19 protein-coding genes are annotated in these 17,630 nt (G+C 56.1%); 9 read left to right on the top strand and 10 right to left on the bottom strand.

What is annotated here, in order from left to right; all coding sequences use genetic code 11:
• Positions 1-2: 2 nt before the first annotated feature.
• Positions 3-1,001, bottom strand: coding sequence for a LacI family DNA-binding transcriptional regulator (locus ACR0JR_RS09325; protein WP_010438347.1), 999 nt, complete (start codon positions 999-1,001; stop codon positions 3-5).
• A 188-nt stretch (positions 1,002-1,189) separates the two neighbouring features.
• On the opposite strand from ACR0JR_RS09325, the gene ACR0JR_RS09320 reads away from it, so the two are divergent.
• The 3 genes from ACR0JR_RS09320 to ACR0JR_RS09310 all read left to right on the top strand — a co-directional run bounded on the left by ACR0JR_RS09320 (position 1,190) and on the right by ACR0JR_RS09310 (position 4,141).
• Positions 1,190-2,140, top strand: a complete 951-nt coding sequence (locus tag ACR0JR_RS09320; protein ID WP_029621694.1) for a sugar ABC transporter substrate-binding protein — start codon at positions 1,190-1,192, stop codon at positions 2,138-2,140.
• An 86-nt stretch (positions 2,141-2,226) separates the two neighbouring features.
• Positions 2,227-3,351 carry an ABC transporter permease gene (locus ACR0JR_RS09315; RefSeq protein WP_010438354.1) on the top strand — a complete coding sequence of 375 codons (1,125 nt, stop codon included), beginning with the start codon at positions 2,227-2,229 and terminating at the stop codon, positions 3,349-3,351.
• 1 nt (position 3,352) lies between these two features.
• Positions 3,353-4,141 carry an ATP-binding cassette domain-containing protein gene (locus ACR0JR_RS09310; protein WP_010438358.1) on the top strand — a complete coding sequence of 263 codons (789 nt, stop codon included), beginning with the start codon at positions 3,353-3,355 and terminating at the stop codon, positions 4,139-4,141.
• Positions 4,142-4,176: 35 nt separating this feature from the next.
• Here the strand turns inward: ACR0JR_RS09310 and ACR0JR_RS09305 are convergent, their stop codons facing one another.
• The 5 genes from ACR0JR_RS09305 to ACR0JR_RS09285 are packed head-to-tail and all read right to left on the bottom strand — an operon-like array spanning position 4,177 to position 8,374.
• The gene (locus ACR0JR_RS09305) at positions 4,177-4,719 is read right to left on the bottom strand and encodes a DUF3833 domain-containing protein (RefSeq protein ID WP_480455931.1); all 543 of its coding nucleotides are present in this window, start codon (positions 4,717-4,719) and stop codon (positions 4,177-4,179) included.
• Positions 4,716-5,333, bottom strand: a complete 618-nt coding sequence (locus tag ACR0JR_RS09300) for a DUF3833 domain-containing protein (RefSeq protein ID WP_480455930.1) — start codon at positions 5,331-5,333, stop codon at positions 4,716-4,718. The genes ACR0JR_RS09305 and ACR0JR_RS09300 overlap by 4 nt, the downstream gene beginning before the upstream one ends.
• On the bottom strand, positions 5,330-6,553 hold the full coding sequence (locus ACR0JR_RS09295; protein ID WP_480455929.1) for an MFS transporter: 1,224 nt from the start codon (positions 6,551-6,553) through the stop codon (positions 5,330-5,332). The genes ACR0JR_RS09300 and ACR0JR_RS09295 overlap by 4 nt, the downstream gene beginning before the upstream one ends.
• Positions 6,553-7,089 (bottom strand): hypothetical protein, encoded by a 537-nt coding sequence (locus ACR0JR_RS09290; RefSeq protein WP_480455928.1) that lies wholly within the window; start codon positions 7,087-7,089, stop codon positions 6,553-6,555. Before ACR0JR_RS09290 ends, ACR0JR_RS09295 begins: the two co-directional genes overlap by 1 nt.
• Entirely contained in the window at positions 7,046-8,374 is a 1,329-nt protein-coding gene (locus ACR0JR_RS09285) for an NAD(P)/FAD-dependent oxidoreductase (protein WP_480455927.1), read from the bottom strand. Before ACR0JR_RS09285 ends, ACR0JR_RS09290 begins: the two co-directional genes overlap by 44 nt.
• 183 nt (positions 8,375-8,557) lie before the next feature.
• Between ACR0JR_RS09285 and ACR0JR_RS09280 the strand changes: the two genes are divergently transcribed.
• Positions 8,558-9,283, top strand: a complete 726-nt coding sequence (locus ACR0JR_RS09280) for an SDR family NAD(P)-dependent oxidoreductase (protein ID WP_480455926.1) — start codon at positions 8,558-8,560, stop codon at positions 9,281-9,283.
• A 2-nt stretch (positions 9,284-9,285) separates the two neighbouring features.
• Here ACR0JR_RS09280 and ACR0JR_RS09275 read toward each other — a convergent pair whose 3' ends face one another.
• Positions 9,286-9,573 carry an I78 family peptidase inhibitor gene (locus ACR0JR_RS09275; RefSeq protein WP_480455925.1) on the bottom strand — a complete coding sequence of 96 codons (288 nt, stop codon included), beginning with the start codon at positions 9,571-9,573 and terminating at the stop codon, positions 9,286-9,288.
• 129 nt (positions 9,574-9,702) lie between these two features.
• On the opposite strand from ACR0JR_RS09275, the gene ACR0JR_RS09270 reads away from it, so the two are divergent.
• Positions 9,703-10,815: an S-(hydroxymethyl)glutathione dehydrogenase/class III alcohol dehydrogenase gene (locus ACR0JR_RS09270; RefSeq protein ID WP_010438374.1), complete on the top strand. Its 1,113-nt coding sequence runs from the start codon at positions 9,703-9,705 to the stop codon at positions 10,813-10,815.
• A 53-nt stretch (positions 10,816-10,868) separates the two neighbouring features.
• Here the strand turns inward: ACR0JR_RS09270 and ACR0JR_RS09265 are convergent, their stop codons facing one another.
• Positions 10,869-11,807 (bottom strand): DMT family transporter, encoded by a 939-nt coding sequence (locus tag ACR0JR_RS09265; RefSeq protein WP_480455924.1) that lies wholly within the window; start codon positions 11,805-11,807, stop codon positions 10,869-10,871.
• 197 nt (positions 11,808-12,004) lie between these two features.
• Between ACR0JR_RS09265 and ACR0JR_RS09260 the strand changes: the two genes are divergently transcribed.
• Positions 12,005-12,472: a DUF1203 domain-containing protein gene (locus ACR0JR_RS09260; RefSeq protein ID WP_480455923.1), complete on the top strand. Its 468-nt coding sequence runs from the start codon at positions 12,005-12,007 to the stop codon at positions 12,470-12,472.
• Here ACR0JR_RS09260 and ACR0JR_RS09255 read toward each other — a convergent pair.
• Positions 12,469-13,461 (bottom strand): ABC transporter ATP-binding protein, encoded by a 993-nt coding sequence (locus tag ACR0JR_RS09255; protein ID WP_480456042.1) that lies wholly within the window; start codon positions 13,459-13,461, stop codon positions 12,469-12,471. The two genes, ACR0JR_RS09260 and ACR0JR_RS09255, sit on opposite strands and share 4 nt — an antisense overlap.
• Positions 13,462-13,548: 87 nt before the next feature.
• On the opposite strand from ACR0JR_RS09255, the gene ACR0JR_RS09250 reads away from it, so the two are divergent.
• From ACR0JR_RS09250 to polA, 3 genes are all read left to right on the top strand, one after another.
• Positions 13,549-13,734 carry a zinc-finger domain-containing protein gene (locus ACR0JR_RS09250; RefSeq protein WP_170774615.1) on the top strand — a complete coding sequence of 62 codons (186 nt, stop codon included), beginning with the start codon at positions 13,549-13,551 and terminating at the stop codon, positions 13,732-13,734.
• Positions 13,735-13,778: 44 nt separating this feature from the next.
• A complete protein-coding gene (locus ACR0JR_RS09245; RefSeq protein WP_480455921.1) occupies positions 13,779-14,441 on the top strand; it encodes a YrbL family protein in 663 nt (220 codons plus the stop codon).
• 104 nt (positions 14,442-14,545) lie between these two features.
• A complete protein-coding gene (polA, locus tag ACR0JR_RS09240) occupies positions 14,546-17,347 on the top strand; it encodes a DNA polymerase I (RefSeq protein ID WP_480455920.1) in 2,802 nt (933 codons plus the stop codon).
• Positions 17,348-17,391: 44 nt separating this feature from the next.
• Here the strand turns inward: polA and ACR0JR_RS09235 are convergent, their stop codons facing one another.
• Entirely contained in the window at positions 17,392-17,622 is a 231-nt protein-coding gene (locus tag ACR0JR_RS09235; protein ID WP_480455919.1) for a DUF2798 domain-containing protein, read from the bottom strand.
• Between the last annotated feature and the right edge of the window lie 8 nt (positions 17,623-17,630).

The following is a 17,630-nucleotide window of genomic DNA, read 5'->3' as shown; positions in this document are numbered from 1 at the left end:
ATTTAAGGGACGGGGCGCAACGTGCCCCGTTCCACCACCGAGCAGGGAAAGATGCGCGCTTCAGGGTATCGGTCAGGCTCGTTCAGGGTCGCCACCATCAACTCGATCGAGGAACTGACGATCTGGCGGATTGGCTGATGGATCGTGGTGAGGTCGATATTCTCCCACCGCGCCATTTCCATGTCGTTCAGGCCAATGATGCCAATATCCTCGGGCACGTTTAGGCCACTATCCAAAATCGCGGACAACACTCCGATGGACAATACGTCATCACCGCAGAAATAGGCATCAGCCCGTTCAGACTTCAAAAGGCTCAGCATTTCCTGACGACCTGCGTCGAATGAGTAGGCCTCGGCAAATGAGCAGGTCACAGTGATCTGAGGGTGCAGCGCCATTTCTGACATGAAGCCCGCATGGCGATCTTGTGTAGAAGTTGCGGCTTCGGGTCCGCCAAGAAAGGCCACCTTTCCATATCCGCGTGCAACAAGTTCGCGCGCCGCCATGCGCCCGCATTCCACGTTGTCGATGCCCACAACATGAACCTGGGGTGACGAAGAGGACCTGCCGAAACTGTGAACCACCGGTACACCTGCATCGCGAAACGCTTTGGCAAAACCAGGTGGCAACGTCGAGGATGCCACCACGACGCCATCAACCGAATACTGTCGCAGCATACGAACCGAGTTTGCGGGATCTACCTCATCGGTTAGGTTCACCAGCAACGGGCGCAGGCCGCGGTCCTGCAGGCCGCGGGTAAAAAGGTCGAAGACTTCAAGAAAAATAGGGTTGTGAAAGTTGTTCGAGACCAGTCCGATCAGTTTTGTACGTCCTGTTGTCAGCGAGGATGCCAGGGCGTTTGGGCTGTATCCCAGCTCACGCGCGGCCTTCTCAACCTTGCGACGCATTTTGTCGGAAACCGAGGCTCCATCGGTGAAAGTGCGCGACACAGCGGACCGGGAAACCCCCGCGCGTTCTGCAACCTCTTTCAATGTGACAGCCATATTCCGCCTGACCTTTCTAAGTTTTTAGCAGCCCTTTTACCCGTATTCTCTGGCAGATACAGTATGAAACACTTCCAATATGTTTTGCAACCGGTTGCAAAAAGATATCAGATATGTTCTAAATCGAGTCGGAGAGGTTCGGAGAAAAAACCTCGTTCCGGGAAAACGATATGTTTTGGGAGGACATTATGACTTCACTGACGAAGAAGCTGGCACTGGCCGCTGTCGTCGCAGCGACGCCTTTGATCGCAGCCACGAGCGCTGCGGCTGAGGGTGAGAAATACATTCTGGTTAGCCACGCCCCTGACAGCGACAGCTGGTGGAATACCATCAAGAATGGTATCGCGCTTGCGGGCGACCAGATGGGTGTCGAGGTTGAATATCGCAACCCGCCTACTGGCGACCTTGCCGATATGGCGCGGATCATCGATCAGGCCGCGGCTTCGGGACCGAATGGGATCATTACCACGCTGGCGGACTATGACGTGTTGAGTGGTCCAATCAAATCGGCCGTGGATTCGGGTGTAGACGTGATCATCATGAATACCGGCACCCCGGATCAAGCGCGTGAAGTTGGCGCGCTGATGTATGTGGGTCAGCCCGAATATGACGCCGGATTCGCCGCAGGTCAGCGGGCCAAGGGCGACGGAATCGGCTCATTCCTGTGCGTGAACCACTATATCGTGCAACCCTCCAGCCAGGAACGCTGCCAGGGTTTTGCAGACGGTCTGGGGATCGAACTGGGCGATCAGATGATTGACGCCGGTCAGGACCCTGCCGAAATCAAAAACCGCGTGCTGGCCTATCTATCGGCGAATCCGGATACGGATGCCGTGCTGACGCTTGGCCCGACCTCGGCTGATCCGACCATCCTGGCCCTGGAAGAAAACGGCATGGCTGGTGACATCTATTTCGGCACCTTCGATTTGGGTGGTGAAATCGTCAAAGGCATCAAGTCCGGCGTGATCCAGTGGGGTATCGACCAGCAACCCTTCCTGCAGGCATATCTGCCGGTAGTTGTTATGGCAAACTACCACCGCTACGGCGTTCTGCCAGGCAACAACATCAACTCGGGCCCCGGTTTCGTAACTGCAGACGGTCTGAGCAAAATCGAAGAATTCGCTGGCGAGTACCGCTAATTCTTTAAACGCGGGCACCCTGAGCATGGGGTGCCCGTTTTGACTTTCAGACGCAAAATCACTGCATAACTCGGAGGGGCGTTCTTATGAGCGAGTCTGCTCAAAATACGGCTGTAACCGACGAACGGATCAAAGAGATTTCTCCGCTGCGCAAGGCGCTGATCCGGCCAGAACTTGGCGGGATGGTCGGCACGGTCGCTGTGTTCACCTTTTTCCTGCTGTTTGCTTTCGACAGCGGAATGTTTAACGCACAGGGCATGATGAACTGGTCGGTTGTATCAGCGCAGTTCATGATCATCGCCGTGGGTGCTTGTCTTCTTATGATCGCCGGTGAGTTTGACCTGTCAGTCGGTTCGATGATCGGCTTTTCAGGGATGATGATCGCAATCTTCTCGGTCACACTGGCCTGGCCGGTCTGGATGGCCATCATCGTTACCTTCGCCATGGCATTGGCAATTGGGGCGCTGAATGGTTGGATCGTGATCCGTACTGGGCTTCCCAGCTTCATTGTCACCCTGGCCTTCTTGTTTATCCTGCGTGGTTTCACAATCTTCCTGCCACAGGTGATCGAACGCAAAACCATCATTGGTGGTGTAAAGGACGCGGCCGAGGGTGATTGGCTGGCGCCAATCTTTGGCGGCAAAATCCTGCAAGGCTTCTTTCAGTGGATGGGGGACGCCGGGATCATCGCCGTGTTCGAACGCGGCACGCGTCAAGGTCAGCCCGTCGTGGATGGGGTTCCGATGCTGATCGTCTGGGCGATCGTGTTGATCATCTTTGGCCATGTGTTGCTGACCAAGACCAAATTCGGAAACTGGATTTTCGCGTCGGGTGGTGATGCTGAGGCGGCCCGTAACTCGGGTGTTCCCGTGAACCGGGTCAAAATTCTGATGTTCATGTTCACCGCCTTCTGCGCCACGATCTTTGCCGTCTGTCAGGTCATGGAGTTCGGATCCGCTGGTGCCGATCGGGGTCTGCTGAAAGAGTTCGAAGCGATCATTGCTGTGGTCATCGGTGGCGCGCTTCTGACTGGAGGATACGGCTCGGTACTTGGGGCGGCGTTGGGCGCGTTGATTTTCGGCGTGGTGCAGCAGGGCTTGTTCTTTGCCGGGGTCGAAAGCTCGCTGTTCCGGGTGTTCCTGGGTGTGATCCTTCTGGGGGCCGTGATCCTGAACACCTATATCCGCCGCATCATCACAGGGGAGCGTTGATATGAATCCCGAACATGCACCCATCATCCAGATGAAGAACATCGAAAAGCACTTTGGCAGCGTGATCGCACTGGCAGGTGTCTCGGTGGATGTGTTCCCCGGTGAATGTCATTGTCTTCTTGGCGATAACGGCGCGGGTAAGTCGACCTTCATCAAAACCATGTCCGGGGTACACCAGCCCACGCATGGCGAGATTCTGTTTGAAGGCCACCCCATGCATTTCGCGGACCCGCGCGATGCAATCGAAGCCGGGATCGCGACAGTGCACCAGCATTTGGCGATGATCCCTTTGATGTCGGTTTCTCGCAACTTCTTCATGGGCAACGAGCCGGTCAAGAAGGTCGGTCCTATCCAGCTTTTCGATCATGACTATGCCAACAAGGTCACGATGGAAGAGATGAAGAAGATGGGCATCAACCTGCGCGGACCCGATCAAGCGGTTGGCACGTTGTCGGGTGGTGAACGCCAAACTGTTGCCATTGCGCGTGCTGTGCATTTCGGGGCTAAGGTGTTGATCTTGGACGAACCGACTTCGGCCCTTGGTGTGCGCCAAACGGCCAACGTGCTGGCGACGATCGACAAAGTGCGCAAGCAGGGCATTGCCGTTGTCTTCATCACCCATAACGTTCGTCATGCATTGGCAGTGGGTGACCGATTCACGGTCCTAAACCGTGGCCAGACGCTAGGCACAGCGCAGCGTGGCCAGATCACCCCGGAAGAACTGCAGGACCTGATGGCCGGTGGTCAGGAAATGGTCGAGTTGGAAGGCAGCTTGGGCGGAACTGTTTGAGCTTATTACACCCCGCTGGCTGACTGGCGGGGTGGCTACTTTTTCTCAAAGAACAAAATGACCTCACCCAACCTCACGCCATATCGTGAGACATAGGCTCGGTTCAGCAGCCGGTCATCGGACAAGAGCCACATCCAGTCATCGAAATTAACCCTCATAGTGCCGTCTTTAACCGGCAGATCGATTTTGTATTTCCAGTTAAACGTATCGCCTCGCTCAACCCCGCTGGCAGTGCCCAGCACACCGGGCGCGGTGCCGGTCCAAGTGTCTTCGCCGGTTTTGGTCAGAGTCCAAATCCGTTGCTCGGTGGCGTCATCGTCGTAGACGAAATCCTCAACAAGCGTCAGGGTCTCACCGTCCCACTTGCCGTCGATATCGACCGTGAAGCGACGAGGGACGTTGCCAAGCAAATCCTGAAACTGGCCGTAGGCGACGGTCTTACCTTCAAAGAATTCCTCAAGGTTCAATTGACGGTCTGACAGGAACGTGTTAGGGACGCGGGGTTTACCCGAGCAGGCGGCAAGCGTCGTCAGCCCTGCGATGGCGACGATCGCAACAAGAGTGCGGCGGGTGGTCATTGCAAAACCCGCATATCAGAGTCTGAATCATGCCCATTTGCACCATGCAGATGGGTCGACTTGACCTCGGGGGCCGGGCGCATTGTGGCGACCAACTCGGCAACTTTGATCCCGAATTTGCGCATCTCGGAACGGTTCATGATCACCCCATTTTCGGTCAGGTACATCCAGTCCGTCACATCCAGTGTGTGCCCGCCCGCATCTTCGGGCAGGATGATGCGATAGGTCAGCTTGACGGTCGCGCCCGAGATCACACCTTTGCCTTCGCCCACAATATCATCCGCCGTTGCGGTGAATGTGTTTCCGGTGCCTAGCGTCAGATACCATTTGCGGGTCATATGTTTGCCATTGGAATAAGTGAAATACTCGGACAACGTGCCGGTGTTGCCCTCCCATTCGCCGACCATTCGCGCAACAAAGCTGTTCGACATCTTGCCGTTCGGGCCATAGATTAGCCCCTCCGACAGGATCTCTCCATTCAGATTCTTCTTCAGCGAAAACTCAGGCCCGGTCCCGCTGTAGTCGGACGGTGATTGCGACCGGAAGCTGAGGAAACGGTTCTTAACAGCGAACACCGCAAATATGGCGAGAAGACAGAACAGGAGCGTTTTCATTTGGCAGAGACCTCTGTCGGGAGCGTCAGGACCAAGCTAAACGCTCCGAGTTTAAGAATGCTGGGCAGGACAGCATAGGCGAGGGTGAGTGTGTTCAAAGCCTCAGCCGAATTGGCCTGTCCGGGTGTAAAGCCGCTGCGTTCAAGCAGCGGCAGAGTGAAAAAAGCAGCCAGAGCGAGCCCAAGCTTGCCTGCGAAGGACCAGATGCCGAACGCGGCTGACGCGTTCAACCCGGCGCGGGTTAGAACGACCGAGAACATGGCTGGCAGGACAACCATATCTGCCCCAAGTGCCGCGCCGGATGCGAAGCAGATGATCGCGAAACCGGCCAGATTGCCGGGGGCCAGAAGCGCGGCCCCGACAAAACCGAGAATGGCCAGCGGCATGGCAATCATCAGAGTCTGTTTCGGGCCAATCCTGTTGCTGAGCTTTGCCCAGAACGGCACGCTGAGTCCCGCGCTGAGGAAGAACAAGATCAACAAAGGCCCCGCTTTGCCTGGCAGTTGCAGCCGGTCCTCGACAAAGAACAGGAAAAGGGTTGAGGTGATCGCAACGGGCAGGCTGTTAACCAACGCCAGAGCGAGTAGACGCAAAGCACCGGCCTGTCCAAGGCCCGCGAAGGACAGCTCGTGTCCAGTGATTGGCGTGCGTCGCCACATTGGCAATGTCACCGCCAATGTCACCACGGACAGAATGCCGAGGAACAGACCAAAGGCCGGATATCCCTGCGCGCCAGCACCAAAGGCTACGAACAGGGCGGGTGCGGAGGCGGCGATAATTACACCGGTCAGTTGCCCACCTTCTCGGAAGGCAGCCAGTGTCATCAACTCTTTCGGATTGGCTTGCTTGGCAAGCGTCGCGCTACGTCCGTAGAGCAATATGGTCCCAAGGCTGTAGGCTGAAAACAAAAGGATCAAAATCGATACTAATACAGGGATACTGGCCCCTTCCGGCAGTCCGAAAAGTAATGGAAACCCGACCGCCAGACCCAGCGCAGCGACCGTGGCGAACAGGGTTTGCCCGCCCGGCCAGCGATCAATCGCCCAGCCGATCAGCGGGTCCTGCACCAGATCGACTAGCCGGATGACCAGCAGAACGGTCCCGATCACACTTAGCCCGATACCAAGATTTACGGCCGCAAACCGCGGAAGATGGATGTAAAGCGGGATACCCGCCGCAGCCAGCATCAACGCATAGAGGCTGACCCGCGGATACAGCATCAGTTGCCTCGCAATGTCCGGGTGAATGATGCCGACCGGGTGTTGTCGCCCAAAAAGATCGACATGAAGCTGCGTTTGATGCCCGGATAGGACATGGTGCAAACTTTGCGCCCGTTCAGCCAGAACCCAACCTTGTTTGGCCCTTGCGAGATTGCAAGATAGCGATCGCCTTTGCTGACGGCGTCGAAACAGACATCAAGTTGGCTGCGCACGGGGGCGGCACGTCCGATCCGCTTCATCTCGTCCAATGTGGAGTTCACCAGAGCCTTTTTGGACAGGTTTCGGCGATAGCGCAGTTCAAGCCCGAAATCCTGGCTCCAGTTCAGAGGCGTGCCGCCCGGGGTGAACAGCTGCGCATCGTATATCGGGAATCCCAAATAGCGGAACGTCGCTGAGCCGCGTAACTCAGCATCGTTTAGGGCACCAAAAACGGGTGACGCTGCCAGTCCTCCGGGGGCTAGCAGCACCAGCGACACCAACGTCGCAGTTAGATTAGGCCGAGGCAGGAACGGCGATTTCTTTTTCAGAGATATCATTGTCAGCTCCGATTATCTGCGGGGTGCCAGTTATGCGCTCAACCACGTGCATGGCACTGGCGATCCCGTCTTCGTGAAAGCCATGCCGGTTATAGGCACCAGCAAACCAGGTTCGGTTCTGTCCCTGCATCTGACGAATCTGCCCTTGAGCGCGCAAGGCGGCTTTGTCGAATACCGGGTGGGCGAATTCGACCTCGTCATAGATTTTGTCCGCAGGAATGTCTGATGCAGCGTTCAATGTCACGAACAGCGGATCACTGTTGGGGATGTTCTGTAGCCGGTTCATCCAATATGTGACCCCAACATTGCCTTTTTGCGACCGGTAGGTCCAACTGGACCAGCAGGCACGCCGACGTGGCATCTGGCGGGGATCACAGTGAAGAATGGCTTTGTTCGGCTGATACTTGATCGCACCGAGAGCATGTTTTTCCGCCTTTGTCGCCGCATCACCTAAAATGGCGAGGGACTGGTCTGAATGGGTGGCCATAATGATCTCATCAAACAAATCAGTCTCGCCGCCTGCATGTACGGTGACGCCCAGATCATGCCGTTCAATCCCTTGTACGGGTGAAGCTAGACGAATATCGCTGCCTCGCTTGCGCAAAGCTGCCTCGATCCGACGGACATATTCGATGCTGCCGCCTTTCACGGTGTACCACTGATGCTGATTGGCGCGGCCGGAAGCCAGCAGCGCATGGTTACGGAAAAATTGGACCAGAGAGCGGGCGGGGAATTGATCGACAAACTCAACCGGTGTTGACCAGATCGCGCCGCACATCGGCATCAGGTAATTGTGCCGAAACCAGTGGCCGAGGCGCAGCTGATCCACCAGTTCTCCGATCGTGGTGTCATCGTCCTGCGCGGCTTCGGGAGCTTCTTTTCCAAAGCGCAGGATGTCGGCGATCATCTTGTAATAGGCTGGACGCGCAAGATTGCGTTTCTGCGCCGTCAGTGTGCGCAGGTTGTTCAGCCCGTATTCGATGCGGCCATTATCGATGGTGGCGCCAAAGCTCATTTCGCTTTTTGTGACGGGCACGTTCAATTCATCGAATAATCGCGTCAGATAAGGGTAGGTGACGTAGTTAAAGACGATAAAACCGGTATCGACCGGCTGATCACCATTCTTACCGGCCATTACCGTACGGGCATGGCCACCAAGTCGAGGTTCAGCCTCGAACACGGTGACATCGTGATTTTCAGAAAGGTAATAAGCTGCGGAGAGACCTGAAATGCCTGCACCAATAACTGCGATTTTCTTGCGTACGCACCGGGTTTCGTCGAACATTCCATCCTCGTTATTCGGCTTTTACAATAGGATACGCAGGGAATGGTGTACTGGATCAACCGGGGTAGAAGTTTTTTTCCATCGCACTACGTGATGATGACTGCCCTATGCTCAGAACACTACGCGTGATCCAAAATAATCATCGCGCCGTAGTGAACTTAGCGGTGCGAAAAAGGCCCTGAAATGAGCAAATTTGACGGAAAGACCTATTGGATCATTGGTGCCAGCGAAGGGCTAGGCAAAGCGCTGGCCGAGGCGCTTAGCCGTCAAGGGGCGCGTCTTATCTTGTCGGCGCGCAATGCGTCACGACTGGCCGAGATTTGTGAGAAGTTGCCCAATACACGTGCTGTCCCATTTGATGTGACCGATCTTGATGCTGTCTGCCGTGCTGTGGTTGAGGTCGGCGCATTTGATGGGCTTGTCTACAATGCGGGCACCTATGATCCGATCAATACTGCCGATTGGAATACCGAAGCCGCCTTGGCGATCAGTGACGTTAATTATTCCGGCGCATTGCGTGTTCTGGGCGAAACGGTGCCTGACTTAATTCAGAAGGGAAATGGAGACATCACCCTGATCGGATCGCTAGCCGGGTATCATGGGCTTCCCAATGCGATCTCTTACGGCTCCAGCAAAGCTGCCCTGATCTCGCTGGCCGAGACGATGCGCCATGATTTGGCAGGTACAGGCGTCACTGTCCGGATCGTCAATCCGGGATTCATCAAAACCCGTCTAACCAACAAGAACAGTTTTAACATGCCCATGATAATGACGCCCGAAGATGCTGCTGATCGGGTGGTCCGGGCGATGTCCCATCGCCGATTCCGTACCGATTTTCCGGCCCCATTTTCTTGGATTATCCGCCTGATCGACTACGTGCCTGACATTCTGGTCTATCGGGGCAAGTGATTTCATCCGCAGGTAAGTCTTTGAATGGTGCCTGAGCCATTCACATAGACGTTCAGCCGATCGATGCGATAATCCTGAGTGGCGATATCATCCGGGCCCAGAACGCGTGACCGTTCGGGAAGTTGCGCCTGTATGGTTGAGACCGGTTGGCCGATTGCATCAGCAAAAGGTTCACCCTTACAGAAGGCCAAATCGACAGCCACATCTTCCGATGCAAGCGTTTCATATTGCGGAACAGAGCCCTCGGTACAAGCGGTTAGTAGGATCACGAGCGGAAAAAAACGGTACATTGGCGCAGGACTTTCTGGTGGTGTCGTTTCTGAAATATCAAAGATTTAGCCAACCTGTCACGAAAGTGCAGTTGAAAAAACCCTGCAATTGACGCAGGGTCGGGCAAAACAGACAGGGAGATATGCACCATGCGAACCCGTGCAGCCGTTGCCGTTCAGGCAGGCAAACCTTTGGAAGTGATGGACGTGAACCTTGAAGGCCCCAAAGCGGGTGAGGTTCTGGTCGAGATCAAGGCGACAGGCATCTGTCACACCGATGAATTCACCCTGTCTGGGGCGGATCCTGAGGGCCTGTTTCCCGCCATTCTGGGCCACGAAGGTGCAGGTGTGGTGGTCGAGGTTGGTCCGGGCGTGACCAGCCTAAAGCCGGGTGATCACGTCATTCCGCTTTACACTCCTGAATGTCGTGAGTGTGAATACTGCCTGCACCCAAAGACCAATCTGTGCCAGGCAATCCGTGAGACGCAGGGCCAAGGTCTCATGCCCGATGGCACTTCGCGTTTTTCGACGCTGGATGGTGATCCGATCCTGCACTACATGGGCTGCTCGACATTCTCGAACCACACGGTTCTGCCTGAAATCGCACTTGCCAAAGTGCGCGAGGACGCGCCGTTCGACAAGATTTGCTATATCGGCTGCGGTGTGACCACCGGTATCGGTGCTGTTATTAACACCGCCAAGGTGGAAATCGGCAGCCGGGCCATCGTGTTCGGTCTGGGCGGTATCGGCCTGAACGTCATTCAGGGTCTGCGTCTTGCCGGAGCTGATCAGATCGTCGGTGTCGACCTCAACCCGGCCAAGGTGGAAATGGCCACCAAGTTTGGCATGACTGATTTCGTGAATCCGTCTGAAGTGGAAGGCGATCTGGTGCCTTATCTGGTTAACCTAACCAAGGGCGGCGCGGACTATACCTTTGACGCCACCGGTAATGTTGGCGTGATGCGCGCTGCACTTGAGTCGGCCCACAAAGGCTGGGGTGAATCGATCATCATCGGCGTGGCGCCTGCAGGTGCCGAAATCTCGACCCGTCCGTTCCAACTGGTCACCGGTCGTTCTTGGCGTGGTACCGCATTTGGCGGCGCGCGTGGCCGGACCGACGTTCCGAAGATCGTCGATTGGTACATGGACGGAAAAATCGAGATTGATCCAATGATCACACACACCATGGGCCTGGATGACATCAACCACGGCTTTGACCTGATGCATAAGGGTGAGAGCATCCGATCGGTCGTCGTTTACTAAGGCTTTAAACCAATCGAACAAGCAGATGCGGCGCGCTTTCGGGCGCGCCGCTTTCATTCTCCCGGTCGTGTTGCGCCTGTGTCCGAGCGTGGAGATCGCACGCGCAATACCGGCGTATTGGCCGAAGTCGTGTTCGCCCGGCTTTCACGCCAAACCACAAAAACACCAGAAGCGATGATGATGCTTGCGCCGACCGCGACCCAGATATCCGGGTGTTCGCCAAAGAATATTACGCCGAAAATCGTAGCCCAGATGATTTGGCTGTACTGACTGGGGGCAACGGCCCCTGCCGGAGCGGCTCGGTAGGCGAGGATGATCAGGTGCTGTGCAATCACTGAGAGCACGCCGACTAATGCCATCATCGCCAGATGCAGCAGTGAGGGTGGTTGATACACTGCTGGTTGGGCGATGCTCATGACCACAATGGCGAGCAGCATCGGGTAGAGGATCAAAACAGCCGACCGCTCTTCATTGCCGATCTTGCGGACCAGAACCGAGGCGAACGCGCTGCAGAAGGCTGCGGACAGGGCTGCCAGATGGCCCAATGTAATATCGGTTGCGCCGGGGCGCAGAACGATCAGGACACCGATCAGGCCGACGCCGACTGCAGCCCATCTCTGGCCGCGGACCACTTCGCCAAGAATTGGGATCGAGAGGACGGTAACGATCAGAGGGAAGGAAAACAGCAGCGAATAGACCTCGGCCAACGGCAGGACCGAAAAGGCGTAGAACGCGCAGGACATCGCAGTGACCATCAGCGCGGATCGCAGCAACACCAGCCACGGGTGGTGCGGCAAGAAGTTGCCAGTTGTTCTGTCAGCCAGAATAGTCACTGCCATCGGAACGAACGAAAACAAAGTGGCAAAGAAAATAATCTGCAATACCGAATAGGTACCGCCTAACACTTTGATGAACACATCATGGGTGGCAAAGACGGCAAAGCCCAGGAACGCAAAGGCTAGCCCACGAAGGGTGGAGTTCTGAGCGCTCATGTCAGAGGCCTCAATCACGGAAGAATTCGTATGGAGTGTTTGTTGGTTGCTTAGACTCAATTTGCCGCGACGGGTAGCCCTAATTTTACCGCTAACATCTCTTGGCAAGCTGCATTGCAAATTTTGCAATGCGCAGGAAACGGGTCGAACCAGCGGTAAGCGATGGTCATGATCTCTCAAAATCAAGGAGATACATCATGTACAGGATTGCAGCGTTACCGACCGAACAAGTTCAGGCCTACCGTTCCGGCGGGCCTGATGGTTATGGAAACCAGCCAGAGCGCGCAATTTCTGACGGTGGGGGAAATCCTTGCCGTCATTGCTTGAAATACATACCAGAGGGCAAAGAAATGCTGGTACTGGCGCACAGGCCCTTTGCGGAAACTCAGCCCTATGCGGAAACCGGTCCGATCTTTCTATGTGCTGAACCTTGCGCGCGCTACGAGGATGAAGATGGGGTTCCCGAAACGCTGACCAGCTCGCCGAACTACTTGATCAAAGGGTATGGATCGGACGATCGTATCGTCTATGGAACCGGCATCATTGCGCCTCAAGCGCAGTTTCAGGAAGCGGTTGCGAACATATTTGACCGTGCTGACGTTGCATACATCCATGTCCGATCAGCGCTGAACAACTGCTATCACGCGCGGATTGATCGTGCCTAAAGCTTGACGCGATGCATCCCGCGACGTGGTTGGTTCGGGTCTTCGACTGGCAGGTCGTCGGCCCGGCTTGAAGTGAGAGCTAGGAACACATCCTCAAGATCGGCCTCTTCGGTCCGCACATCCTGAATGCGGATACCGGCCTGACGTACTGCCTCCAGTACCTGCTCGGCCGTGGTCAGATTGCTGTGATACTGAAGCACAAGATCGCCATTCTCACGTTGTGCCGCAGTCACGTTTTCTGCCGTTGGAAGAGCCTGAATAGGGCGATCCGGCACAATCACCATTGTCCTGCTGTCCATGCGGCCCAACAGATTGGCGGTGCTGTCCTGCGCGATCTTTTCGCCGTGATTGATGATGGCGATCTCATCACACATCTCCTGCGCTTCTTCCAAGTAATGCGTGGTCAGGATGATGGTCATGCCCTGTTCGTTCAGCTTGCGCACATTGGCCCACAGCATCTGCCGTAGTTCGATATCCACGCCCGCGGTCGGCTCGTCCAACACCAGAATCTTCGGATGATGCACCAACGCCTTTGCCAGCAGCAGACGCCGCCGCATGCCTCCCGACAGCGTGCGGGCATAGGCCTCGGCCTTGTCGGCAAGCCCTACGAGGTCGAGGATTTGGTCGCTGCGCCGGTCTGCCTTGGGAATACCGTACAGTCCGGCCTGAACCTCTAATGCACCGCGCGGTGTGAAGAATGGATCAAGGTTCAATTCTTGCGGCATCACGCCGATGGCGGCGCGGGATTGGCGCGGGTTCCGATCCTGATCAAAGCCCCAGATCGAGACGCTGCCCGAGGTTTTGACCACCAGCCCCGCCAGAATGTTGATGAGAGTCGATTTACCGGCGCCGTTAGGGCCAAGCAGGCCGAACACTGATCCCCGGGGCACTGTCAGATCGATACCTTTCAGCGCCTGTTTCTCGGGCTGGCCCTTGCTGCCGCGATAGGTCTTGCGCAGTGATTTGATTGTGATTGCCGCATCGGCCATGTGGCCCTTGCCCCCGGATTGCTCATCGCTCATAAACGCACCTAATACATGCCCGCGAGGCCGACAACCAAAGAAGGATCGCCAGCCGTGACCATCGAAGCGCCGGAAACCAAGATTGTCGACACAACCCGCGTCGCCTGCGATGGCGGAGAGGGTGCACTGGGCCATCCGCGTGTCTGGCTGCAGATCCCTGAAGACACCGGCTGGGTCGAGTGCCCCTATTGCGATTGCAAGTACGTGCTACGCGGAGCGGTCTCTGGCCAGGGCGCTTAAGGGCGGCCAAGAAGGCGTGCGGTCGTAATTGGCGAGGATAGATGATGCTGTTCACAGCCAAAACGATTGACCTTTCCGAGAGCCAGCCAATTGCCAACGGGACCGTTCGCAGTGTCTTTGATTTTCCCGGACACCCCGACCTTCTGATCAAGGTTTTCACCCGATCTCAAGACCGCGTTTCGCACAGGCTTGGCAAGCGACTGGTGTGGAGACTTTTCCCCGAGGCGCAATATCGCAGCACCCTGAAAGAACTGGAATGCGAGCTTCGCGTGTCGCTGAAACTCGGGGTGGATATTGAACACTCCCCCCTGTCCAGAATGTTGGGTGTGGTTCAGACCACGCGCGGGGCGGGCGTGGTTGTGGAGCGCATCGCAGGCCTTGATGGCGGACTTGCGCCCAAGCTTAGTGAAGTCAGTCGCGGCGGGTTGGACGCCACGGCGTTGGAGGCGCTGAATGTCTTTGTCGGGCAGATGTTCGACCTTCATATTGTCGCGCGCGACATTAAACGCTCGAATATCGTATACGGGACGCGGGGCGCCGGCCCAGCCTGTTTCCTGATCGACGGATATGGGGAGCGGAACCTCATCCCGCTGCGCAGCTTGTCCCGACATCTAAATGATCGCTCGCTGAACAAACAGTTTGCGATGATTGCGCAAAAAGCAAGTTTGACCTGGAATGCGGACCAGCGCGCTTTTTCAAATAGCTGAGACCAGACTTCTGGCGTAATAGGTCGGAACGAATTGGCCAAGCGGCCTCGTCTTTCGTTCAGCCCTTCTGTACAACTTGGCGCAACCCAGCGCAGGAGCCTCATATGACTAGCACCCAATTCGGAAAAGGCTGCCATCTGCATCTAATTGATGGATCAGCTTTTATCTTCCGCGCCTATCATGCGCTGCCGCCTTTGACGCGGAAATCGGATGGGTTGCCGATTGGGGCCGTGTCGGGATTCTGCAATATGCTGCAGAAATATGTCGAAGGAAATTCCGGTCCTGATGCGCCGACTCATGTGGCGGTGATCTTTGACAAAGGCTCGCACACGTTCCGGAACGATCTGTACGACTTGTACAAAGCCAACCGTGAGGCGATGCCCGAGGATTTGCGCCCGCAGATGCCGCTGACCCGAGAGGCAACGAAGGCCTTCAATATCGCCTGCAAAGAGCTTGAGGGGTACGAGGCCGATGACATCATCGCCACCCTCGCCGTTCAGGCGCGTGAGGCCGGTGGGCGGGTGACCATTGTCAGCTCTGACAAGGACCTTATGCAGCTGGTGGGCGGCGGTGTTGAGATGCTGGATGCGATGAAGAACAAGCGCATTGATCGCGATGGAGTCGTCGAGAAGTTCGGCGTCGGGCCCGAACGAGTTGTGGATGTGCAGGCTTTGGCCGGGGATTCGGTGGATAACGTGCCGGGTGCCCCGGGCATTGGCGTGAAAACGGCGGCGCTGTTGATCAATGAATATGGGGATCTCGAAACCCTGCTTGATCGCGCTGAAGAGATCAAACAGCCCAAGCGTCGTCAGACCCTGATCGAAAAGCGCGACCAGATCGAGCTGTCGAAGAAGCTGGTGCAGTTGGACGAAAACACCCCACTAGATTTCACGCTGGATGATTTGGAGGTGAAAGATCCCGATGCAGAGACCCTGCTGGGTTTTCTCGCTGAGATGGAGTTCCGCACTCTCACCAAGCGCATCGCCGACAAGCTGGGGGCCGAAGCCCCGGTGATCGCAGATGCCCCTGCGCCTGTTGAAGCGGAAGAGGCAGAGACCCTGCCGTTTGACGCCTCGAAATACGAATGCGTGCGCGATGCTGCTGCTTTGCAGAAATGGATCGATCAGGCCTATGAGCGTGGCTGGATCGCGGTAGATACAGAGACCACCGGCCTGAATGAAATGATCGCCGATCTGGTGGGTATCTCTCTATGTGTAGAGGCCGGTGAGGCCTGCTACATCCCGTTGACCCATCGCGAAAGCGCGACCGATGATCTGTTTGGCTCCGACGCGATGGCCGATGGACAGATGCCGATGGATGAGGCTTTAAACCTGCTGAAACCGATGTTTGAGGATCCATCGATCCTGAAGATCGGACAGAACATGAAATACGACGCCAAGATATTTAAGCGATACGGCGTCGACGTCGCCCCCATCGATGACACGATGCTAATGTCATACGCCATGCACGGCGGTGAGCATGGCCATGGCATGGATACGCTGTCGGAACGCTATCTGAGCCACACGCCGATCCCGATCAAGCCATTGCTGGGGTCCGGCAAGTCGGCGATCACCTTCGACAAGGTTCCGATTGACGAGGCTACGGCCTACGCTGCCGAAGACGCGGATATCACCCTGCGTCTGTGGGAGCTGTTCAAGCCTCAACTGCATCAGGTGCAGGTGACCACGGTTTACGAAACCCTCGAACGTCCATTGGTGCCGGTTCTCAAAGAAATGGAGATGCACGGCATCAAGGTCGACCGCGATGTTCTAAGCCGCATGTCCAACGCCTTTGCCCAGAAAATGGCCGGATTAGAGGCTGAAATTCACGAATTAGCCGGTGAGCGCTTTAACGTTGGTTCGCCTGCTCAGCTGGGCGAGATCCTGTTCGACAAGATAGGTCTTGAGGGAGGCAAGAAGGGCAAAACCGGGAAATATTCGACCGGGGCCGATATCCTGGAGGATCTTGCCACCGAACATGAACTTCCCCGTCGGGTGTTGGACTGGAGGCAGCTCTCCAAGCTAAAATCAACCTATACCGACGCGCTGCAAACACATATCAATCCGGATACAGGCCGTGTGCATACGTCTTATTCGATCACCGGGGCGAACACGGGCCGTCTGGCCTCAACTGATCCCAACCTACAGAACATCCCTGTACGGACGGAAGAAGGGCGTCGCATTCGTGAGGCGTTTATTGCTGAGCCGGGCAATTTGATGGTCAGTTTGGACTACAGCCAGATCGAGCTGAGGATATTGGCTCATATTGCGGATATTTCGACTCTGAAGCAGGCGTTTTCGGATGGTTTGGATATTCATGCTATGACCGCATCCGAGATGTTCGATGTGCCTTTGAATGAGATGACGCCTGATATCCGCCGTCAGGCAAAGGCGATCAACTTTGGTGTGATCTATGGCATCTCGGGTTTTGGCCTGGCCCGTAATCTGCGCATACCGCGCGCCGAGGCGCAGGGGTTCATTGACCGCTATTTCGAACGTTTCCCAGGTATTCGGACCTATATGGACGACACTGTCGCATTCGCCAAAGAGCATGGCTATGTGCAGACTCTGTTCGGACGGAAGATCCATACGCCAGAAATAAACGCAAAAGGCCCGCATGCAGGCTTCTCACGCAGGGCCGCGATTAACGCTCCAATTCAGGGTACGGCAGCGGACGTGATCCGCCGCGCGATGGTGCGGATGCCTGGCGCGATCAAGGGATTACCTGCCAAAATGCTGCTGCAGGTTCATGACGAATTGTTGTTCGAGGTGGCTGAGGATGCCGTGGATCAAACGATCTCAATCGCGCGCGATGTGATGGAGGGGGCGTCAGACCCGGCTGTCAAACTGGACGTTAATCTGTCTGTCGACGCCGGTCAGGGTGCAAACTGGGCCGAAGCGCACTAAGGGCGGCCTGCTCATCAGGCCCTGCAGGCCCTCTTTGCAGCGGGTCAGGCCTCGGGCCTGACCAGGCGCGCGATTAGTCGTTTTACGGATGGTCCCAGCGTCAGGATTACTGTGAAGGCGATTGGCCAGCAAAATGCCCATGAACCCATCCAATCCGCGAAAGTCGACGGACCGAAGCCAATAGCCTTGACCGTTGCGATTCCCGTGACGACGCAAGACATCAGGCCCGACATGATCAGGGCGAAAAAAGCATTGGCAAATCGGGCGGGGATCATGAGTGCTG

It is taken from the genome of Ruegeria sp. AA3 (assembly GCF_056542905.1).
This window is presented reverse-complemented; position numbering and strand designations above follow the sequence as displayed.